Below are 19,577 nucleotides of genomic sequence, written 5' to 3' on the forward strand. Positions count from 1 at the left end.
GCTAGCGGCGGGTGCCCGCGGGCTCCGGTTCGGGGGCGGATGCGTCGACGAGCGGCATCGAGGTGGTGTCGATGAGCGGGTTGTCGTCCTGGCCGCGCACGAGCTCGACCGCCTCGTCGCGCGTCTCGACCGTCGGCACCGAGCCGACGAGCGGCCGCTTCGCGGTCTCGCGCATGCCGAGCACCGCGATGCCGCCGAGCACGCCGAAGAACGAGATGTAGAAGGCGGGCATGAACTCGTTGCCGGTCAGGTCGATGAGCGCCTGGCTGAAGAGCGGCGTCGTGCCGCCGAAGAGCGACACCGACAGGTTGTAGGCGATCGCCATCGCGCCGAACCGCGACGCGGTCGGGAACATCGCCGGCAGCGACGCCGCCGAGATGCCCACCCAGAGCGCCACCGGCACCGCGACCATCACGAGCGCGATCATCACGGCCCAGAGCTGGCCGAGCTGCATGATCGCGAACGCGGGCAGGATGAGCAGCACCGATGCGGCGGCCGCGGCCAGGTAGACGGGCTTGCGGCCGACCCGGTCGGAGAGGCGGCCGAGCAGCGGCAGGCACGCCGCCATCACGATGAGCACGGGCACGGTCGCGAGCGCCGCGGTGAGGCTGCTCGTGCCGACGGTCGTCTCGAGGTAGGTGGGCATGTACGAGGTGAGCGCGTAGCCGGCGGTGTTGGTCGCGGCGACGATCGCCATGGCGATGAGGATCTCGCGCCAGTGGTGGCGCACGATGCCGACGATCCCGTGGCGTGCGAGCGGGCCCTCGAGGTGCTCGCGCTGCTCGGCGTCGTGCGCGACCTCGTAGGCGGGCGTCTCGGGGATGCGGGAGCGGAACCAGATGGCGACGATGCCGAGCGGGATGGCGATGAGGAAGGGGATGCGCCAGCCGTACTCGACCATCGCGTCGGGGCCCGAGATCGCCTCGACGATGCCGGTCGTGATGGCGACGACCGATGCGCCGGCGGCGAAGCCGATGTACGAGCCGGCGTCGAGCCACGACGACCAGAAGCCGCGGGAGCGGTCGGGCGAGAACTCCGAGACGTAGGTCGTGGCGCCGGCGTACTCGCCGCCGGTCGAGAAGCCCTGCAGCATCTTCAGCACGTAGAGGGGCAGGATCGCCCAGGCGCCGATCTGCGCGGCGGTCGGCAGCACGCCGATGAGCGCGGTCGCGAGCGCCATCATCGCCATGGTGAAGAAGAGCACCTTCTGGCGGCCGATGCGGTCGCCGAGCGGCCCGAGCACGAGGCCGCCGAGCGGGCGCACGAGGAAGGAGATCGCGAAGCCGAGCAGCACGACGAGCAGGCCCAGGCCCTCGTCCATGCCGGCGGTGAAGACCGCGGTCATCGTGACGGCGAGGTAGCCGTAGATGCCGAAGTCGAACCACTCCATGAAGTTGCCGACGACCGTGCCGGTGATGGCGGTCTTCACGCGGCTCGTCTTCACGACGAGCACGTCGTCGACCTCGAGCCTGCGGAGCTCGCCGGTGTCGGGGGCCGGGGCGCTGTCGGCGGCGGGGGCGGATGCGTCGGCTGCGGCGGGGCTGCCGGGCGGCGTGGGGGCATGGTGGTGCGTCATGTGCGTGTCGTCTCTTCTCGTGCGTGTCGGACTGCGTGCCAGGGCGCGGCGGAGGGCGCCGGCGCGAAGTCGGCAACGATAGCGACCTCCCTGCACACGCGCTCTGAGGTTCGGTCGCTATCGCGTGCACGCGCGTGCACGCGCACGCACGCGGCTAGTGAGGCACCGCCGCCCGTGCCACGCTTGCGCCATGACTGCATCCGGCGCGCTGCCCAGCCCGCGCCGCGTGCAGGGCACCTACTACGTGCTCGTGCTCGGCAACACGCTCGCCGCCTCGTTCATCTGGGGCATCAACACGCTGTTCCTGCTCGACGCGGGCCTGACCAACCTCGAGGCGTTCGCGGCCAACGCGTTCTACACGGTCGGCGTGCTCGTCTTCGAGATCCCCACCGGCGTCGTCGCCGACACGCTCGGCCGCCGCGCCTCCTACCTGCTCGGCACGGCGACGCTCGCCGCGACGACCACGCTCTACTGGCTCATGTGGCTCTGGCAGGCGCCCTTCTGGGCGTGGGCGGCGGTCTCGGTGCTGCTCGGCCTCGGCTTCACCTTCTTCACGGGCGCGGTCGACGCGTGGCTCGTCGACGCGCTCGAGGCGACCGGCTACCGCGGCAGCCTCGAGGCGGTGTTCGGCCGCTCGCTCGTCGTGAGCGGCGCCGCGATGCTGGCGGGCTCGGTGCTCGGCGGCGTCATCGCGCAGCTGACCGACCTCGGCGTGCCGTTCCTGGTGCGCGCCGGGGTGCTCGTGGTCATGCTCGCCGTCGCGGCGCTGCTCATGCGCGACCTCGGCTTCGCGCCCGAGCGCGGCGCCGGCCCCGTGCGGGCCACGCGCGCCGTGCTCGTCGCCTCCTGGCGCCACGGGCTCGCGCGCGCACCGGTGCGGTGGCTGCTGCTCGCGAGCCCCTTCACGGCCGGCGTCGGCTTCTACGTCTTCTACGCCCTGCAGCCGCACCTGCTCGACCTCTGGGGCGATCCCGAGGCCTACTCGATCGCGGGCCTCGCCGCCGCGCTGCTCTCGGGCGCGGCGATGCTCGGCGGCGCGATCGCACCGCTCGTGCGGCGCCTGTTCGCGCGGCGCACGAGCACGATCCTGCTCGCGGCCGTCACGAGCACGGGGGTGCTGCTCGCGCTCGGCGTCGTGCAGGACTTCTGGATCGCCGTCGCGCTCGTCGCCGTCTGGGGCGTGATGACGGCGATCGACGACCCGGTGCACCGCGCCTACCTCAACGACATGATCCCGTCGAAGCAGCGGGCCACCGTGCTCTCGTTCGACTCGCTGCTCGGCTCGGCGGGCAGCTCGGCCTTCCAGCCGCTCCTCGGCCGCAGCGCCGACCTCGGCGGCTACGGCTTCTCACTGCTGCTGAGCGGCGCGCTCTCGGCCGTGGCGGTGCCGTTCGTGCTGCTGAGCCGCGCGCAGCGCTCCCCCGCCGACGCCGCGGAGGGCGTCACCGACGAGGATCCAGGAACCCGATCTCCGTGAACGGCGGCTCGTCGACGGCGAGCTGGGCGGCGAGCTCGCCGAGCGCCGAGGCGTGCTTGAACGAGTGCCCCGAGCAGCCGCCGGCGACGACCACCCGGTCCGACGCATCCGTCGTCCCGACGACGAACTGCCCGTCGGGCGTGTGGGCCATGATGCAGGTCGTGAGCTCGGCAGGCTCCGGCTCGAGGTCGGCGAAGGTGGCGGCGACGAGGTCGCGGATGCCCTCGGTCTCGCCCGCATGGATCTCGCGGTCGATCGCGTCGGGGTCGTCGGCCTCGAAGGGCCCGTCGAACTCGGGGCCGACCTTCGCGAGGTCGCCGGCGAGCGCGCCGTGGCCCCAGATCCACGCGTCGCGCCCCGGCACCGAGCGGATGAAGAGCGGGATGCGCTCGATCGACGCGTCGCCGCCCTCGCGCGCCCGGAACCAGCTCATGATCACGCGGTGGGGCGTGATCGCGAGGCCCGGCACGAGCTGCGGCAGCCAAGGGCCGGCCGCGACCACCACCCGGCGCGCGCGCACGTCGCCGCCGGCGAGGCGCACGGTGACGCCGGATGCGTCGGGCTCGATCGCGAGCACGCGCTCGCCCGTGCGGATGGTGGCGCCCGCGGCGCGCGCCGCGTCGACGGCGGCGACGATCGCCGCCTCGGGCCGCAGCACCCCGGCCTCCGGATCCCACAGGCCCACATCGCCGGGGTCGAGCCTGGCGTGCCCGGGCAGCCGGCGGGCGAGCTCGTCGGCCTCCAGCCGCTCGACCGGCAGGTCGTGCGCCGCGGCGGCGGCGAGCGTGCCCTCGATGATGCGCGAGCCCGGCTGGCCGATCATGATGCCGCCGGTCTCGAGCAGCAGCTGCTCGCCGCTCGCGGCCTCCAGCTCGCGCCAGAGCTCGCGCGCGCGGCGGGCGATCGGCACGAGGCCGGGGTGCTCGAGGCACGCGACGCGGAAGAGTCGCGTGCGGCCGTGCGAGCCGCCCCAGGGGTGGCCGGGCTCGTGCTGCTCGATGCCGACCACGTCGAGGCCGCGCGCCGCCAGGCGCCAGGCCGCGCTCGAGCCGATCGCGCCGAGGCCCACGACCGCGACGTCCGCCACGTGCTGGCCCACCGCATCCGCTCGCATCCCTCGACCCTAGTTCGGGACGGCGCTGCGGGCGCACCGTCGGCCAACCGGTTCCGCGCGCCTGCGGCCGGATAGTCCGGCCGGACACGCGCGGAGCCGGTTGACGAACGACGCTCGGGGCGCGTCGAGGCGCAGGGAATAGCCTGGGGGACGGCACCGTTGCACAACTCGTTCAGATTTGAAAGAATTGCCCGTGACGGAAGGACACCCCATGAGCAGCATGCAGTTCGGCATCTTCTCGGTCAGCGACATCACCGAGGACCCGACCACCGGTCGCACGCCCACCGAGCACGAGCGCATCCAGGGGTGGGTCGCCATGGCCCAGAAGGCCGAGGAGGTCGGCCTCGACGTCTTCGCCGCGGGCGAGCACCACAACCCGCCGTTCTTCTCCTCCTCCCCCACCACGACGCTCGGCTACATCGCCGCGAAGACCGAGCGGCTCATCCTCTCGACCGCGACGACGCTCATCACGACGAACGACCCGGTGAAGATCGCCGAGGACTTCGCGATGCTGCAGCACCTCAGCGAGGGCCGCGTCGACCTCACGCTCGGCCGCGGCAACACAGGCCCCGTCTACCCGTGGTTCGGCAAGGACATCCGCGACGGCATCGAGCTCGCGATCGAGCACTACGCGCTGCTGCGCAAGCTCTGGCACGAGCCGGTCGTCAACTGGCAGGGCAAGCACCGCACGCCGCTCACCGGCTACACCTCGACGCCCGCCCCGCTCGACGGCGTCGCGCCGTTCGTGTGGCACGGCTCGATCCGCTCGCCGCAGATCGCCGAGCAGGCCGCGTACTACGGCGACGGCTTCTTCCACAACAACATCTTCTGGAACAAGGAGCACACCGAGCGCATGGTGCGCCTGTACCGCTCGCGCTTCGCGCACTACGGCCACGGCGAGCCCGAGCAGGCGATCGTCGGCCTCGGCGGCCAGGTGTTCATGAAGCCGACCGAGCGCGAGGCGAAGGAGCGGTTCCGCCCGTTCTTCGACGTCGCGCCGGTGTACGGCCACGGGCCGAGCCTCGAGGAGTTCACCGAGGCGACGCCGCTCACCGTCGGCACGCCCGAGCAGGTCATCGAGAAGACGCTCGCGTTCCGCGACTACGCCGGCGACTACCAGCGCCAGATGTTCCTCGTCGACCACGCCGGCCTGCCGCTCGAGGAGGTGCTCGAGCAGATCGAGATCCTCGGCACCGAGGTCGTGCCCGTGCTGCGACGCGAGTTCGACAGCGTGCGTCAGGCGGGCGTGCCGGATGCGCCGACCCACGCCGCGCGCGTCGCCGCGGCCAGGGAGGCGGGCACGCAGCTCGGCGAGCAGGGCAGCGCCTGGCGCGAGCAGGGCGCGCGCGGCGACCTCGACACCGGCGCCGCGATCGCGCGGCAGGCCGGCGAGCCGGGCGGCCGCGGCAGCGAAGGGCGTGAGGTCGCATGACGAAGCCGCGCATCGCCGTCGTCTCGGCGGGCCTCGGGGAGCCGTCGAGCACGAAGCTGCTCGCCGACCGCCTGCGCGACGCGACGCTCAAGGCGCTCGCCGACCACGGCCAGCACTCGGAGGCGGTCGACGTGGTGCTGCGGCCGCTCGCGCAGGACATCGCGAGCCACATGCTCACGCACAACCCGTCCGAGGCGCTCGCCGCGGCGATCGCCGAGGTGGTCGACGCGGAGGCGATCATCGCCGTCACGCCGACCTTCAACATGTCGTACTCGGGGCTGTTCAAGTCGTTCTTCGACGTGATCGAGGAGGGCCAGCTCGCGTCGATCCCGACGGCGCTCGGCGCGACCGGCGGCTCGGCGCGCCACTCGATGGTGATGGACACCGCGATGCGGCCGATGTTCGCCTACCTCAAGGCGCAGGTCGTGCCGACGGGCGTCTTCGCCGCCTCGGAGGACTGGGGCTCCGACTCCGGCCTCGACCGGCGCATCGCCCGCGAGGGCCGCGAGCTCGCCGACCTCATGGTGGCGCTGCCGCGGCGCCGCGAGGCCGACCCGTTCGACGAGTCGGGCGAGGCGTTCGTGTCGTTCGAGCAGATGCTGGGGCACGCGTGACGAGCGGCCTCGCGCCGCGGGCGTGGCGCGGGTACTTCGAGGGGTCGCGCCTGCTCGAGAACGAGCTCGAGCGGCGCCTGAAGGAGTCGGCCGACATGGACCTCGGCGACTTCAACGTGCTGCTCGTGCTCTCGGAGGCCGAGGAGGGGCGGATGCGCATGGGCGACCTGGCACGCGCGCTCGCGTTCGCCCCGGGCCGGCTCACGTACCGCGTCGCGGCGCTCGAGAAGGCGGCCCTCGTCTCGCGGGAGCCCTGCCCCGCCGACCGGCGCGGCACGGATGCGGTGCTCACGGACGCGGGGCGCACCAGGCTGCGCAAGGCGCGGCCCGTGCACGCTCGGCACGTCGAGGAGCTGTTCCTCGGCGACCTCGACCGCGAGGCGCTCGAGGTGCTCGACCGGGTGTTCGGCCCGCTGCGGGCGCGACTGCTCGACGGGCGCGCGAGCGACCCCGGCGACGCGCACGACTGACGCGAGGCGTCCGCTCGGCCCGGTGCGGATCGGACGGATCCGCGTCGTCCTGTGGACGCGGACGGGCGCGTCCCAGCCCGGAACTGGAACGATGGAGCCGTGCTGGAGCAGCGGCTGCTGGAGAAGGCGATCGGCGTCGCCGGTCGCCTCATCGCCGTCGAGCCCTTCGGCGAGGGCAGCATCGCGCGCTTCACGGTCGACAGCGGCGAGCACGCAGGCGAGTGGTTCGTCGACAGCTCGAAGCAGGCGGTGCCCGTCGAGACGGGCTTCGTGATCCGCTCGCGCGACGGCGTCGTCGTCGCCCGCATCTGGAAGCATCCGCTCGACCCGCGCCTGCCCGCGCTGCGCACCGCGGTCGACCCCGAGCGCATCGCCCGCATCTCGGCCGCCGCCGACAGCAGCGGCCCCGTCGAGGCGAAGGTGCTCGCGTACCGACCGGGCCGGCGCGCGGTCGTGCGGCTCACGCAGCACGGCGTGCACCTGTTCGTGAAGGTCGTGCGGCCGGGCGGGGCCGAGGACCTCGCGGCGATCCACGAGGCGTGCCGCGCCGCGGGCGTGCCGGCGCCCGAGGTGGCGCACTGGAGCCCCGCCGGGGTCGTCGTCGTGCGCGACGCGACCGGCACACCCGGGCCCGTCGCCGCGGCGCGGATGCCGGCGGGCGAGCTGCTCGACGCGGTCGACGCGCTGCGCGAGCGGCTGCTGACGGTCGAGACGCGGCGCATCGCGCGCGCGTCGGTCGGGTCGCGCGTCGACTGGCACGTCGACCGCATGGCCGGCGGGCTGCCGGGGCGCGCCTCCGACGCGCAGCGGCTGCTGCCCGCGCTGCTCGAGCACGTGCGGCGCGAGGGTCCGCCGCGGGTCGTCCACGGCGACCTGCACATCGGCCAGCTCTTCTTCGACGGCGGCGAGGTGTCGTCGGTGATCGACGTCGACACCGCCGGCCTCGGCGACCCAGCCGACGACAGCGCCGCCTTCATCGGCCACGCGACCGCGAGCGCCGCCCGCAACCAGACGGCCGGGCGCGACGGCGACGCCGCGCAGCTGCGGGCCATCGCCGACGCGGCCGCCGACCGCTGGCTGCGCGACCCGCACACGACGGCGCTCACGGTGCTGCACCTGCTCGGCCACGGCATCCGTGCCGCCGAGCGCGCCCCCGGTGCCGCCGAGCTGCTGCTCGACCGCGCGCTCGAGCTCGCCCGGGTCGCCGCGCGCTGAGCGGAGCGCCGCCGCGCGGCTAGACCAGCCGGTAGCCCATGCCGCGCACCGTCTCGATGCGGTCGGCGCCGAGCTTGTTGCGCAGGTAGCGCACGTACACGTCGACGACGTTGGAGCCCGGGTCGAAGTCGTAGCCCCACACGCGGCTGAGCAGCTGCTCGCGCGAGAGCACCTGGCCGGCGTTGCGCACGAGCTCCTCCGCGAGCGCGAACTCGCGCCCCGACAGGTCGACCTCGCGCCCGTCGACCCTGGCCCGGCGCGTGCGGATGTCGAGCTCGAGCCCCTGGTGCGCGAGCGCCGCCGCGGCATGGGCGGCCGAGCCGTTGGACGCCATCCGCAGCCGCACGCGCGCGAGCAGCTCGTCGAAGCGGAAGGGCTTGGGCATGTAGTCGTCGGCGCCGCCCTCGAGCCCCGCGACGGTGTCGGCGCCGCCCGCGCGCGCGGTGAGGATGATGACCGGCATCGTCGAGCCCGAGCCGCGCAGCTGCGACAGCACCTCGAAGCCGTCCATGCCGGGCAGCCCGATGTCGAGCACGAGCAGGTCGAACTCGTCGGTGAGGGCGAGGTCGAGCGCCTCGGTGCCCGTCGGCGCGACGCGCGTCGAGTAGCCGGCGGCGGTGAGCCCCTTCTCGACGAACGCGGCGATGCGCGCCTCGTCCTCGGCGATCAGGATCGATGCCATGGCTGCTCCTCGGGGGCCGCGGGGGCCGCGGCGGGGTCGGCGGGCGGATGCGACGGGGCACCCGGGCGGGCGGCCCCGCTCGCCGCCGCGGGGGTCGGATGCGCTGCGGCACCGGGGCGAGCCGGGTGCGGCGCGACGGTCTGGGGCGCGACGGGCGCCGCGGCAGCGCCGTGCGCCGGCGGCGCGACGACCGCGCCCGGCAGCGTGAGGACGAACTCGGAGCCGGCGCCCGCATCCGCCACCCATGCCCTGCCGCCGTGCCGCTCGGCGATGAGCGCGACGATCGCGAGCCCGAGGCCGGAGCCGTCGTCGCCGCGGCCCTCGGCGACCCCGCGGCGGAAGCGCTCGAAGATGACCGCCTTCAGCTCGTCGGGCACGCCCGGCCCGCGGTCGCGCACGAAGAGCTCGACGTCGCGGCCGCGCTGCCGCGAGCCGATCGCGATCGGGCCCTGCGCATGCCGGGCGGCGTTGGCCACGAGCTGCAGCATCGCCTGCGTAATGCGGCCCGGGTCGAGCCGGGCGAGCACGGGCGCGGCTTCGACGCGCTCCTCGAGCGCCGCGCCCTCGACGCCGCGGGCCTTCATCGCGATCTGCTCGGTGAGCGCGGCCAGGTCGGTCTCGCGGATCGCGAAGGCGTCGGCGTCGCGCAGCCGCGCGGCGGCCCGCAGGTCGTCGACCAGCCGCGCCATGCGGTCGAGCTCGTCGATGACGAGCGCGCGCGTCTCGGCGACCTCGGCCGGGTCGTGCTCGTCGACGAGCTCGAGGTGGCCGCGCACGATCGTGATGGGGGTCTTCAGCTCGTGGCCCACGTCGCGCAGCAGGTCGCGCTGGCTGTCGAGCGCGCCTCCGAGCCGATCGAGCATGCCGTTCACGGTGACCGCGAGCTGCGAGACGTCGTCGCGGCTGTCGCCGACGGGGATGCGCTCCGTCAGGCTCGCCTCGGAGGAGCGCTCGGCGACCTCGCGCATGCGGCGGATGGGCCGCAGCAGCCGGCCGGAGACGAGCAGGCCGATGACGAAGGTCGCCGCGGTCGCGAGCAGGGCCGTGAGCGAGAACACCCGGGCGGCCTCGTCGAGCTCGGCCAGCTCGGCGGCGACGTCGTAGCCGGTGACGAACACCGCGCTCGGCGGCTCGCCCGCGGCCGGCTCGCCGATGATGACGGGCGCCGAGAGGTAGCGCACGGTGCGGCCGTCCTGCGCGTAGGTGCCCATCACGATCTCGCCGCCGGCCGTCTCGGCGACGATGCGCTCGACGAAGCCCGGCAGCGCCTCGAGCTGCACGTCGGTCTGCACGCCCGGCTTCCAGGCGGCGCTGCCGTCGACGATGCCGAGCGTGCCCGTGTTGTCGTCGGGCGCCAGGCGCTGCACGATCGCCTGCAGCGCCTGGTCGGCCGACTCCCACTCCTGCTGCGCGACCGTGAAGCCGCCCGCGTCGAGCGCCGCCTCGAGGTTGCGGTCGATCTGCTCGAGCACGCGGCTGCGCTCGACGACGTACGCGACGCCGCCGGCGACGAAGACCGTCACGAGCGACAGCAGCGTGAGCAGCCCGACGATGCGCGAGCGCACCGTCCAGGTGCGCAGGCTCGGTCGGGCTCCGGCGGGCATGCCCCCATTCAACCGCGCGGGCCTCGGCGCGGGCGCCTGCGTGAGAGAAGCCTCACGTGCGCCCGGTGGGCCCGCGGATCTGGTGAGATCGGAGCGTGGAGAGCGATCGGTCGACGGCGCGCGCGAGCGCCGAGGAGCAGCTGCTGCGCGACGCGCTCGGCGACGAGCTGCAGGGCCGCCTCCGCGTGCTGAGCCGCGAGCCCTTCGGCGCGGGGTCGCTCACGGGCTTCGAGGAGCTGCGCGACGAGGTGGGCGCCGGCGACGGCGCCGCGGGCTCCCCCGCCACCCGCTACTGGTACGTCGACACCTCCGGCCGCCGCGTCGAGGCCGAGACCGGCCTCGTGCTCGGCGACCCCGAGCATCCCGAGGCCCGCATCTGGCTGCACCCGGCCGACCCGCGCCTGCCCGCGCTCGCCCCCGCGTCGTTCCCCGAGGCGGCGGCGACCCTCATGGGCCGGCTCGGCGTCTCGATCGACCGGCGGCCAGAGCTGCTCGTCTACCGGCCCGGCAAGCGGGCGATGTTCCGGATGCGCGCGGGCGACCGGGAGACGTACCTCAAGATCGTGCGCCCCGAGTCGTCGGCCGCGATCGTGCGGCTGCAGGAGGCGCTGCGCGAGGGCGGGGTGCCCGTGCCGCACATCACCGGCTGGTCGGAGCTCGGCATCGTGCTCACCGAGACCGCGGCGGGCGTGCCGCTCACGTCGCGGCTGCACGAGCTCGACCCGGAGCGGCTGCTCGACTCGATCGATGCCTTGCGCGAGCGGATGGGCGCGGTCGACGTGGGGAGGGACGCGCGGCACTCGCTCGCCCTGCGGCAGGACTGGTACCTGACCCGGCTGCGGGCGGCGCTCGCGCGCTGCGCCGACGGGCGCGGCGCAGAGGCGGGCGACGCGCTCGCGCTCGTCGCGGCGCTCGAGGCGCGCCTCGCCGAGCCCGACGCATCCGCCCTCGCCGTGCCCGACGACGCCCGGCGCACCGTGCACGGCGACCTGCACGTGGGGCAGCTCTTCGTCGACGGGGCCGACGCGAGCGCCGTCTCGGGGCTCATCGACATCGACACGGCGGGACTCGGCGACGCGGCCGACGATGAGGCGGCCTTCCTCGGGCACCTGGTGGCGTCGATCGCGCTCGCCCGCGCCGACGCCGAGCGCGCTGCGGGCTTCCGCCGGCTGCTCGACGCGGCGGCGGCGCGCTGGCTCGCCGACGGCCGCGCCGGCGCCGCGCGCGTGGCGCACCGCACCGCTGTGCACGTGCTCGCCCACGCGCTCGGGCCCGCCGAGCGCGGCGACCTCGGCACCGCCCGCGCGCAGCTCGACCTCGGCGTGCGGCTCCTCGAGCCCGATGCCGATGCCGCTGCCCTCGGGTGATCATGAGAGAGCTCTCATGCGCGCCTCGGCGGCACCTCACCCGCGGCGGGGATGCTTGAGGCATGCAGCGCTCCCAGTGGATCCTCGTCGGCAGCGCCGGCGTGCTCAGCCTCGGCGCCCTCGGCATCGGCGCGATGGGCGTGGCCAACGCGATGTCGGTGCAGGATGCGACGGGCACCCCGATCGCGGGCGCCGAGATCCGCGGCGACGCGGTGAGCCAGGGCGCCGGCGACGCCGTCGCCGAGATGCTCGAGAAGGCCGCGGCGAGCCCGATCGTGGCGCCGTCGCCCACCGCGACGCCCTCCGCGACGGCGACGCCCTCGGCGTCCTCGGCGCCGGCTCCGGCGCCCGCACCGGCTCCCGCGCCTGCGCCTGCTCCGGCCCCGGCCCCCGCGCCGGCCCCCGCCCCCGAGCCTGCCCCGCAGCCCGTGCCCGCACCTCCGGCCGACTCCGTCTCGGCCGTCTCGGCCGCATCCGCCGCCTCGAACGACTGACCCGCCGCCGGCCCGGCGACCGGGGCACCTGCGCCCGACGGGGGCGGGCGCGCCGGTCCCGCTCGGGCGCAGCCGCCCCAGTCGCGAACGGCGGCGGCCGCCGCGGTGGACGACCCTCGAGGTCGTGAGGTAGACTAACGAAATGCCGTCCAACGCGCTCGCCGACTCCCTCCGCGTCGCGCTCGTGCGCATGGGGCGCCGCATGCGGCGCGAGCGGGGCGACGAGTCGCTCTCGCTCCACCACCTCTCGGCGCTCGGCGCCATGCAGCAGCTCGAGGAGCCCACCCTCGCCCGCATCGCCGCGGCCGAGTGCGTGAAGCCGCCGAGCATGGTGAAGACGCTGCAGCACCTCGAGGCGCTCGGCTACGTCGAGCGCAGCGACCACCCGAGCGACGGGCGCATGGTCGTGTTCCGCATCAGCGGCAAGGGCGACGCGATGATCGCCGAGACCCGCGAGCGCCGCAACCGCGCGCTCGCCGCCGCCATCGAGCGGCTCGACCCCGCCGAGCGCGAGATCCTCGAGAAGGCCGTGCCCCTCATCGAGCGGCTGGCCGAAGCATGATGTTCCGGTCCTTGCGGCTGTTCAACTACCGCACGTGGTTCACCGGCGCGCTCATCTCGAACGTCGGCGCGTGGATGCAGTCGACCGCGCTGTCGTGGACGGTGCTGACGGTGCTCACCGCCAACGACGCGACCGCGGTCGGCATCAACATGGCGCTGCAGTTCGGCCCGCAGCTGCTGCTCGTGCCCGTCTCCGGCCTCATCGCCGACAAGTACGACCGCCGCAAGGTGCTGCTCGTCACCCAGTCGGCGATGGGCCTCCTCGCGCTCATCCTGGGCGTCGTCGTCACGGCGGGCGTCGTCGAGCTGTGGCACGTGCAGCTGTTCGCGCTCGCGTTCGGCATCGTGCAGGCGTTCGACATGCCGGCCCGCCAGGCCTTCGTCTCCGAGCTCGTCGGGCAGGACGACATCGGCAACGCCGTCGCGCTGAACTCCGCCTCGTTCCACGGCGCCCGGCTCGTCGGCCCGGCCGTCGCGGGTGTGCTGATCGCGCTCGTCGCGCCCGGCCCCGTCTTCCTCATCAACGCGCTCACGTTCATCGCCATGCTCGTCGCGCTCATGCGCATCCGCACCTCCGAGCTGCAGCCGAGCCCGCGCGGCGCGAAGGGCTTCGGCGACATCGTGCAGGGCTTCCGCTACGTGCGGAAGCGCGGCGACCTGCTCATCGTCTTCGCGATGGCGTTCATCCTCGGCACGTTCGGCCTGAACTTCCCGATCTACATCTCGACCATGACGAGCGTCGAGTACCAGGCCGAGGCCGACACCTTCGGCGTGCTCTCGAGCGCGATGGCGATCGGCTCGGTGACGGGCGCCCTGCTCGCGGCCCGCTCGGCCAGGCCCCGCTGGACGTTCATCATCGGCGGGATCGGCCTCTTCGTGCTCGCGTGCGCCTTCGCCGCCGTCGCCCCGCACATCATCGTCTTCGGTGTCGCGCTCGTGGTCGCCGGCTTCACGGCGCAGCTGTTCATGACCAACGCGAACGCGATGGTGCAGCTCACGAGCGCCCCCGAGATGCGCGGTCGCGTGATGGCGCTGTACGGCGCCGTCTTCATGGGCGGCACGCCCATCGGGGCGCCGATCGTCGGCTGGGTGGCGGATGCGTGGGGTCCCCGCGCCGGCATCATGGTCGCGTCGGTCACGTGCCTCGTGGCGTTCGCCCTGGGCGCCGTCTGGTGGATCAAGGCCCGCCGCGACGACCGCATGAGCCGCACCGGCACGCTGACGCTGCCGCCGGCGACGGAGTCCGTCGACGTCGTGAAGTGACCATGCCGCCGCAGGCGGTGCGAGGGGGGATCGGATGCGCCAGGTCGAGTCGGTGTGGGACTACCCGCGGCCGCCGCGGGTCGAGCCGAGCGACGAGCTCGTGCGGGTCGTGCTCGGCGGCGAGGTGATCGCCGAGACGCGCGCATCGCTGCGGGTGCTCGAGACGAGCCATCCGCCCACCTACTACCTGCCGCGCGACGCGTTCGTCGAGAGCGCGCTGTCGCAGGCGCCCGGCGCGAGCGTGTGCGAGTGGAAGGGCCGCGCGAGCTACCTGACCGTCTCGGGCGGCGACCGCTCTGAGCAGGGGGCGGCGTGGACCTACCCGGTGCCGCGCCCCGGCTTCGAGGCGCTGCGCGACCACGTGGCGATCTACCCCGGCCGCATGGACCGCGTCGAGGTCGACGGCGAGCGGGTCGTGCCGCAGGAGGGCGGCTTCTACGGCGGCTGGATCACCTCGCGCGTCACCGGTCCCTTCAAGGGCGCGCCGGGCACGCGCGGCTGGTAGCCGCCGCTACTCCTTGTGGCCCTGCTTCCACGCCTCCACCACGAGGCGCATGATGAGCAGCGCCAGGAACACGGCGAAGACGATGGATGCGGTGCGCGGGTCGAGCGCGGCCGCGGCGGCCGCGCCGAGCGCGGTCGTGACGCTCGCCGAGAGCCCGACGATCACCGCGGCGATCAGGTCGACGTTCTTGCGGCGCAGGTTGCCGATCGTGCCCGAGATCGCGGTCGGGATCATCATCGCGAGCGACGTGCCCTTCGCGACCAGGTCGCTCTGCCCGAAGACCAGGATGAGCATCGGCACGACGACGATGCCGCCGCCGACGCCGAGGATGCCCGAGAGCACGCCGGTGACGAAGCCGAGCACGACGAGCCCGATGATCGGCAGCACGTCGAGCTGCAGCTCCGCGTCGCGCGACGGCACCGCGAAGAACAGGCTCACGGCGACCGCGATGAGGAAGACGATGAACGCCCAGCGGATCGCGACGACCGGCAGCTTGTGCAGCAGGTGCGCGCCGACCTGGGCGCCGACGACCGACCCGATCACGAGGATGAGCGCGACGAGCCAGTCGACGTTCCCGGCGACGGCGTAGCTGGCGACGCCCACGAGCGCGGCGGGCACGATCGCGGCGAGCGACGTGCCGGCGGCGAGGCGGCGCGGGAAGCCGGCGGCGAGCGCGAGCAGCGGCACGATGACGATGCCGCCGCCGATGCCGAACATGCCCGAGAGGAAGCCGGCGAAGAGGCCGATGCCGACGAGGGCCCAGATCGGGCGGCGGCGGTCGGTCTCCAGCTCGTCAGTCACCCGTCCATTCTGCCGTGCGCCGGCGCATCCGCCCGCCGTGCCCTGCGGCTACGCCGCGGGCACCGCCTTCGGGCGCATGGCGTGCGCCATCCACCACCAGGTGAAGACGCCGACCGCGGTGTGCACGACGACGCCCACGAGGATGCCGATGAGCACGACCGCGATGCCCCAGCCGAGCAGCTGGCCGCCGTCGAGGGCGGTGCCGTCGAAGCCCATGCCGCCGAACCCGTCGCCGGAGCCGTCGGTGCCCTGGCCGCCCCAGGGGGCGCCCATCATGGGCACACCGCCGAACGGCATGGTGATGCCCGACATGAGGCCCGTGAGCACGTTGGTGCCGACGAGCGCGATGCCCCAGCCGGCGAAGGTGATGCCGACCGGGTGCTCGACGCCAGGCCCGCGCAGCATGCGGATGCTGACGAGGAAGCCGACGACCAGCAGCACCAGGCCGACGACGACGCCCACGATGAAGGCGACGGAGTACGAGGCGAGCCACTCGACCGCGCCGGGAAGGATCGGCGGCATGCCGTCGAGGCCGCCGTTCCAGAGCGCTGCGAGCGCGCTCAGGAGCCCCGCGACGAGGAACGGCAGGGCGAGGAGGCCGGCCGACGTGGTCGCGATGTGCAGGCCGAGCCAACTGATGCCGCCGCCGACGCCGCCGGCGAGGCGGGCGCGGCGGGCAGCCTGCCGGGTGAGCGGCGGACGCGCGGGCTGGGGCGCGGCCGTCGCGGAGGACAGGTGGCCGTGCGGCTGGGGCGCGGCCGCGGAGGGCTGCGGGTGGGGCATCATCTGCGGTCCGGGTGCGCCGGGCTGCGGGGCAGGGTTGGGCACCGTCATGGCGTCACCGTACGCCCGCCGGGAGGCCGCGAACAGGCCCCGTGACCGCCCGGGCGCGGCGCGGCGCTCACCTCGACGACACCGTGCCGAAGCGCTGCGCGATCGGCACGAGCAGCGCCGGCCGAGCGGCGATCCACGCGCCCGCGATCACGAGCAGCGAGCCCGCGAACCAGAGGAACCCGATCCAGTCGTCGGCGTCGCGCGCGGCGTACATGTGGTTGAGGTTGCGCAGCGCCCCCGTGGTGAGCACGAGCAGCACGTGCGTGACGATGAAGACCACGAAGTAGAGCATCACCGGGAAGTGCACGGCCCGCGCCCACGCGATCGGGTAGGCGCGGTCGAGCCGCTCGTTCCCCTTCGGCCACCAGCCGCTCATGCGCACGCCCGTGATGATCGCGAGCGGCGCCGCGATGAAGACGGTGGCGAAGTAGGCGAGCTGCTGCAGCGCGTTGTAGGCGACCCAGCCGTCCTCGACGGGCCAGTCGAGCGTCGCGTACTGCAGGCCGGCCGAGATCGCGTGCGGCACGACCTCCCACGTGGTCGGCACGATGCGCATCCACTGCCCCGTGGCGATGAGCAGCACGACGAACACGACGCCGTTCAGCACCCAGAGCACGTCGAGGCTCGTGTGGAGCCACACGGTGAGGGATGCCTTGGTGCCGGTGCGCTTCGAGGTCCAGTAGGCCTCGGGCTTGCGCTCGGCGCGCACCTGGAGGCCCGAGCGGATGATGAGCACGATGAGCAGCGCGTTCGCGAAGTGCGACCAGCTGAGCCAGGGCGGGATGCCGACGGGGGCGCCCTCGGGCAGCGGCGCGGTGCCGTGGTACTGCTCGACGAACGCGGCGATCGGCTCGAGGCCGACGAACCAGCGCGCGAGGGCGACGAGGATCGTGGCGGCGCCGACGACGGCGAGCGCGACGAGCACGCCGGCGGCGATCCACTGGCGGCGCGTGGCGGGGCGGAGGCCGGGTGCGGTCTCCTTCGCGGGGGTCGTCTCGACTCCGGCGCTCCGCGCCGGGCTCGACGGGCGGGAGGGGGCGGCCGCCGGCGGCGCCGCTTCCTCCGCTGATCGAGGAGCGGCCGCAGGCCGCGGCACCTCCTCCGCTGATCGAGGAGCGGCCGCAGGCCGCGTCACCTCCCCCGCTGATCGAGGAGCGGCCGCAGGCCGCGTTTCGAGATCACCCGTCGCAGCCTCCGCGGGGGTCGTCTCGACTCCGGCGCTCCGCGCCGGGCTCGACGAGCGGGTGGGGGCCGCCGCCGGCGGCGCCGCTTCCTCCGCTGATCGAGGAGCGGCCGCAGGCCGCGTCTCGAGATCACCCGTCGCACCGGGCGCCGAGCTCGCCGCCCGGGCCGCCGCAGCCGGCCAGGGCTCGCCTCCGGCGACGCGCGGGAGGCCGCGGCGGATCGACGCGGCGCGGTCGAGCGCGGGAGCTGCGGCGTCCGCCGCGGCCGCGGCCGCGGGCCGCGACTGCTCCTCCGCCGATCGAGGAGCGGCCGCAGGCCGCGTCTCGAGATCATCCGGGGCGCCGGGTGCGGGGGTCGTCTCGATACGGCCGCTCTGCGGCCTACTCGACGAGCGGAGGGGGGCGGCATCCGGCCACGGCTCCCCGCCCGGCACCCTCGGCAGTCCGCGGCGCATCCCTGCCGCAGGCGCGACCCGCGGATCGGTACCGGAGATCGGCTCGGCGACGGCCACCGGCGGCGCGGCCGGCTCCGGCGCGACCGGCGCGACCGCCCCGCCCGGCGGCCACGGCTCGCCGCCGGGCGCGCGCGGCAGCCCGCGGCGCACGACGATCGGCTCGGGCACGCTCAGCCCTTCCGCGCCTCGAGGGCGCTGATCAGCTGCGGCACGATCGTGAAGAGATCGCCCACGACGCCGAGGTCGGCGACCTCGAAGATCGGGGCCGACGCATCCTTGTCGATCGCGATGATCGTCTTGGCCGTCTGCATGCCCGCGCGGTGCTGGATCGCGCCGGAGATGCCCACCGCGAGGTAGAGCTCGGGCGAGACCGACGTGCCGGTCTGCCCCACCTGCAACGACTGCTCGGCGTAGCCCGCGTCGACCGCGGCGCGCGAGGCGCCCACGGCCGCGCCGAGCGTGTCGGCGAGCTGCTCGACGAGCGCGAACTGCTCCTTCGAGCCGAGCCCGCGGCCGCCCGAGACGACCTTCTTGGCGCTGCGCAGATCCGGTCGCGACGAGGTCTGCGGCGCGGGCTCGAAGCCCTCGACGACCGCCGCGCGGCGGCCCGACGCCTCCACCGCGAGCTCGTGCACGTCGGGCGTCGCGGCCTCGGCGCGCGCGTCGACCGCCCCGAGGCGCACGGTCGCCACGAGCGGGCCGAAGGTGGCCGCCGAGTCGACGTCGTAGGCGCCGCCGTAGACCGAGTGCCGCACCACGACGCCCTCGTCGTCGCGCGAGACGCCGACGACGTCGGCCGCGAGCGGAGCGCGCAGTCTCGCGGCGAGGCGGCCGGCGACGTCGCGCCCCTCGATGGTGGCGGGCACGAGCACGGCGTCGGGCTGCACGAGCGCGACCGCCGCCGCCGCGGCGTCGACCGCGGGCACGCCCAGCTGGTCGCCGTCCGCGGCCGCCGTGTGCACGGCCGTCGCGCCGAGCGAGGCGGCCTGCTCGGCGAGGCCGGCCAGCGCATCCGCCGGTCCGACGACGACCGCGACGGGCGTGCCGATCTCGGAGGCGGCGCCGAGCACCTCGGCGGCGCCGGCGGGGAGGCCGCCGCCGGGCGCGGCGGGCAGCACGGTGAGGATGGGGTGCGTCATGCGAGCCTCCGGTCGGCCAGGAACGCGGCGATGCGCTCGCCGGCGTCGCCCTCGTCGGTGATGATCTCGCCGGCGGCGCGCGGCGGCCGCTCGGCGACGGCGGTCATGATCGAGCGCGGCGATGCCGTCTCGTCAGCCTCGACCTCGAGGTCGTCGAGCGTGAGCTGCTCGACCGGCTTCTTCTTGGCGTTCATGATGCCGCGCAGCGCCGGGAAGCGCGGGTCGGGCAGCGCCTCGGTGATCGACACGATCGCCGGGAGCGCGGCCTGCGCGACCATCGACCCGCCGTCGGTCGCCCGGGTGCCGCGCACCGCATCCGCCGTGATCTCGAGCGACTCGAGCCGCGTGATGGCGGGCACGTCGAGCAGCTCGGCGAGCCACGGCACGAGCACGCCGCCGACGCCGTCGGTGGATGCGTCGCCGGCGATGACGAGGTCGAAGCCGCCTCGGCGCAGGGCGGCGGCGAGCACCTCGGCGGTGCGGCCGAGGTCGGCGCCCGCGAGCCGCTCGTCGGCGACGTGCACCGCCGAGGCTGCGCCCATCGCAAGCCCCTTGCGGAGCGTCGACTGCGCGGCCTCGGGCGCCATCGTCAGCACGACCACCTCGACGTCGGACGCCGACTCGGCGTGCCGCAGCGCCGCCTCGAGGGCGCGCTCGCCGATCTCGTCGAGCACCGTCTCGCTCGCCGCGCGGTCGGCGAGCCCGGTCTCGAGGCTGAGCACGCGCGGCCCCCAGGTGTCGGGCACGGGCTTCATGAGCACGACGATCTTCATCGCGATCCCTTCGGTGT

General features: G+C 74.6%; 19 protein-coding genes. 10 read left to right on the forward strand and 9 right to left on the reverse strand.

The genetic code is table 11. The features are described 5' to 3' along the window. Position 1: 1 nt before the first annotated feature. The gene (locus J2X49_RS03360) at positions 2 to 1,576 is read right to left on the reverse strand and encodes an MFS transporter (RefSeq protein WP_310122509.1); all 1,575 of its coding nucleotides are present in this window, start codon (positions 1,574 to 1,576) and stop codon (positions 2 to 4) included. 190 nt (positions 1,577 to 1,766) lie between these two features. Here J2X49_RS03360 and J2X49_RS03365 point away from each other — a divergent pair, with 190 nt between their 5' ends. Next, the gene (locus tag J2X49_RS03365; RefSeq protein WP_310122512.1) at positions 1,767 to 3,053 is read left to right on the forward strand and encodes an MFS transporter; all 1,287 of its coding nucleotides are present in this window, start codon (positions 1,767 to 1,769) and stop codon (positions 3,051 to 3,053) included. On the opposite strand, the gene solA is transcribed toward J2X49_RS03365, so the two are convergent. Next, positions 3,019 to 4,167, reverse strand: coding sequence for an N-methyl-L-tryptophan oxidase (solA, locus tag J2X49_RS03370; protein WP_310122515.1), 1,149 nt, complete (start codon positions 4,165 to 4,167; stop codon positions 3,019 to 3,021). The genes J2X49_RS03365 and solA overlap by 35 nt on opposite strands. Before the next feature lie 220 nt (positions 4,168 to 4,387). Between solA and J2X49_RS03375 the strand changes: the two genes are divergently transcribed. The 4 genes from J2X49_RS03375 (at position 4,388) to J2X49_RS03390 (ending at position 7,898) form a co-directional block, all read left to right on the forward strand. Next, positions 4,388 to 5,599 (forward strand): LLM class flavin-dependent oxidoreductase, encoded by a 1,212-nt coding sequence (locus tag J2X49_RS03375; protein WP_310123923.1) that lies wholly within the window; start codon positions 4,388 to 4,390, stop codon positions 5,597 to 5,599. Next, complete coding sequence (locus tag J2X49_RS03380) at positions 5,596 to 6,213, forward strand: CE1759 family FMN reductase (RefSeq protein ID WP_146355840.1); 618 nt, start codon at positions 5,596 to 5,598, stop codon at positions 6,211 to 6,213. The genes J2X49_RS03375 and J2X49_RS03380 overlap by 4 nt, the downstream gene beginning before the upstream one ends. Then, entirely contained in the window at positions 6,210 to 6,683 is a 474-nt protein-coding gene (locus tag J2X49_RS03385; RefSeq protein ID WP_310122520.1) for a MarR family transcriptional regulator, read from the forward strand. Before J2X49_RS03380 ends, J2X49_RS03385 begins: the two co-directional genes overlap by 4 nt. A gap of 99 nt (positions 6,684 to 6,782) precedes the next feature. After that, complete coding sequence (locus J2X49_RS03390) at positions 6,783 to 7,898, forward strand: phosphotransferase (RefSeq protein ID WP_310122523.1); 1,116 nt, start codon at positions 6,783 to 6,785, stop codon at positions 7,896 to 7,898. Positions 7,899 to 7,917: 19 nt separating this feature from the next. Here J2X49_RS03390 and J2X49_RS03395 read toward each other — a convergent pair whose 3' ends face one another. Both J2X49_RS03395 and J2X49_RS03400 read right to left on the reverse strand, forming a co-directional pair. Continuing rightward, a complete protein-coding gene (locus tag J2X49_RS03395; RefSeq protein WP_128189329.1) occupies positions 7,918 to 8,580 on the reverse strand; it encodes a response regulator transcription factor in 663 nt (220 codons plus the stop codon). After that, complete coding sequence (locus tag J2X49_RS03400) at positions 8,565 to 10,184, reverse strand: HAMP domain-containing sensor histidine kinase (protein ID WP_310122525.1); 1,620 nt, start codon at positions 10,182 to 10,184, stop codon at positions 8,565 to 8,567. The genes J2X49_RS03395 and J2X49_RS03400 overlap by 16 nt, the downstream gene beginning before the upstream one ends. Positions 10,185 to 10,279: 95 nt before the next feature. Here J2X49_RS03400 and J2X49_RS03405 point away from each other — a divergent pair, with 95 nt between their 5' ends. The 5 genes from J2X49_RS03405 (at position 10,280) to J2X49_RS03425 (ending at position 14,374) form a co-directional block, all read left to right on the forward strand. Beyond that, positions 10,280 to 11,551, forward strand: coding sequence for a phosphotransferase (locus J2X49_RS03405; RefSeq protein WP_310122526.1), 1,272 nt, complete (start codon positions 10,280 to 10,282; stop codon positions 11,549 to 11,551). Between the two features lie 62 nt (positions 11,552 to 11,613). Continuing rightward, positions 11,614 to 12,045: a hypothetical protein gene (locus J2X49_RS03410; RefSeq protein ID WP_310122528.1), complete on the forward strand. Its 432-nt coding sequence runs from the start codon at positions 11,614 to 11,616 to the stop codon at positions 12,043 to 12,045. Positions 12,046 to 12,187: 142 nt separating this feature from the next. Beyond that, the gene (locus J2X49_RS03415) at positions 12,188 to 12,607 is read left to right on the forward strand and encodes a MarR family winged helix-turn-helix transcriptional regulator (protein ID WP_128189332.1); all 420 of its coding nucleotides are present in this window, start codon (positions 12,188 to 12,190) and stop codon (positions 12,605 to 12,607) included. Further along, positions 12,604 to 13,869, forward strand: coding sequence for an MFS transporter (locus J2X49_RS03420; protein WP_146355852.1), 1,266 nt, complete (start codon positions 12,604 to 12,606; stop codon positions 13,867 to 13,869). Before J2X49_RS03415 ends, J2X49_RS03420 begins: the two co-directional genes overlap by 4 nt. A gap of 34 nt (positions 13,870 to 13,903) precedes the next feature. Further along, on the forward strand, positions 13,904 to 14,374 hold the full coding sequence (locus J2X49_RS03425; RefSeq protein WP_310122544.1) for a DUF427 domain-containing protein: 471 nt from the start codon (positions 13,904 to 13,906) through the stop codon (positions 14,372 to 14,374). Between the two features lie 6 nt (positions 14,375 to 14,380). On the opposite strand, the gene J2X49_RS03430 is transcribed toward J2X49_RS03425, so the two are convergent. The 5 genes from J2X49_RS03430 to J2X49_RS03450 all read right to left on the reverse strand — a co-directional run bounded on the left by J2X49_RS03430 (position 14,381) and on the right by J2X49_RS03450 (position 19,560). Next, positions 14,381 to 15,175, reverse strand: coding sequence for a sulfite exporter TauE/SafE family protein (locus tag J2X49_RS03430; RefSeq protein ID WP_310122547.1), 795 nt, complete (start codon positions 15,173 to 15,175; stop codon positions 14,381 to 14,383). 48 nt (positions 15,176 to 15,223) lie between these two features. Beyond that, positions 15,224 to 16,009, reverse strand: coding sequence for a hypothetical protein (locus tag J2X49_RS03435; protein WP_310122550.1), 786 nt, complete (start codon positions 16,007 to 16,009; stop codon positions 15,224 to 15,226). Between the two features lie 67 nt (positions 16,010 to 16,076). Further along, positions 16,077 to 16,934: a cytochrome b/b6 domain-containing protein gene (locus J2X49_RS03440; RefSeq protein ID WP_310122553.1), complete on the reverse strand. Its 858-nt coding sequence runs from the start codon at positions 16,932 to 16,934 to the stop codon at positions 16,077 to 16,079. A gap of 884 nt (positions 16,935 to 17,818) precedes the next feature. Beyond that, positions 17,819 to 18,787 carry an electron transfer flavoprotein subunit alpha/FixB family protein gene (locus J2X49_RS03445; protein ID WP_310122555.1) on the reverse strand — a complete coding sequence of 323 codons (969 nt, stop codon included), beginning with the start codon at positions 18,785 to 18,787 and terminating at the stop codon, positions 17,819 to 17,821. Continuing rightward, the gene (locus tag J2X49_RS03450; protein WP_146355859.1) at positions 18,784 to 19,560 is read right to left on the reverse strand and encodes an electron transfer flavoprotein subunit beta/FixA family protein; all 777 of its coding nucleotides are present in this window, start codon (positions 19,558 to 19,560) and stop codon (positions 18,784 to 18,786) included. Before J2X49_RS03450 ends, J2X49_RS03445 begins: the two co-directional genes overlap by 4 nt. Positions 19,561 to 19,577: the final 17 nt, after the last annotated feature.

Source organism: Agrococcus sp. BE272 (assembly GCF_031457935.1).
GTDB classification, from domain to species: Bacteria; Actinomycetota; Actinomycetes; order Actinomycetales; family Microbacteriaceae; genus Agrococcus; species Agrococcus sediminis.

What these genes read in the sequence shown, in the direction of transcription:
- J2X49_RS03360 (WP_310122509.1), bottom strand. Translation starts at nt 1,576, where the DNA reads ATGACGCACCACCATGCCCCCACGCCGCCCGGCAGCCCCGCCGCAGCC.
- J2X49_RS03365 (WP_310122512.1), top strand. Translation starts at nt 1,767, where the DNA reads ATGACTGCATCCGGCGCGCTGCCCAGCCCGCGCCGCGTGCAGGGCACC.
- solA (WP_310122515.1), bottom strand. Translation starts at nt 4,167, where the DNA reads ATGCGAGCGGATGCGGTGGGCCAGCACGTGGCGGACGTCGCGGTCGTG.
- J2X49_RS03375 (WP_310123923.1), top strand. Translation starts at nt 4,388, where the DNA reads ATGCAGTTCGGCATCTTCTCGGTCAGCGACATCACCGAGGACCCGACC.
- J2X49_RS03380 (WP_146355840.1), top strand. Translation starts at nt 5,596, where the DNA reads ATGACGAAGCCGCGCATCGCCGTCGTCTCGGCGGGCCTCGGGGAGCCG.
- J2X49_RS03395 (WP_128189329.1), bottom strand. Translation starts at nt 8,580, where the DNA reads ATGGCATCGATCCTGATCGCCGAGGACGAGGCGCGCATCGCCGCGTTC.
- J2X49_RS03400 (WP_310122525.1), bottom strand. Translation starts at nt 10,184, where the DNA reads ATGCCCGCCGGAGCCCGACCGAGCCTGCGCACCTGGACGGTGCGCTCG.
- J2X49_RS03410 (WP_310122528.1), top strand. Translation starts at nt 11,614, where the DNA reads ATGCAGCGCTCCCAGTGGATCCTCGTCGGCAGCGCCGGCGTGCTCAGC.
- J2X49_RS03415 (WP_128189332.1), top strand. Translation starts at nt 12,188, where the DNA reads ATGCCGTCCAACGCGCTCGCCGACTCCCTCCGCGTCGCGCTCGTGCGC.
- J2X49_RS03420 (WP_146355852.1), top strand. Translation starts at nt 12,604, where the DNA reads ATGATGTTCCGGTCCTTGCGGCTGTTCAACTACCGCACGTGGTTCACC.
- J2X49_RS03425 (WP_310122544.1), top strand. Translation starts at nt 13,904, where the DNA reads ATGCGCCAGGTCGAGTCGGTGTGGGACTACCCGCGGCCGCCGCGGGTC.
- J2X49_RS03435 (WP_310122550.1), bottom strand. Translation starts at nt 16,009, where the DNA reads ATGACGGTGCCCAACCCTGCCCCGCAGCCCGGCGCACCCGGACCGCAG.
- J2X49_RS03445 (WP_310122555.1), bottom strand. Translation starts at nt 18,787, where the DNA reads ATGACGCACCCCATCCTCACCGTGCTGCCCGCCGCGCCCGGCGGCGGC.
- J2X49_RS03450 (WP_146355859.1), bottom strand. Translation starts at nt 19,560, where the DNA reads ATGAAGATCGTCGTGCTCATGAAGCCCGTGCCCGACACCTGGGGGCCG.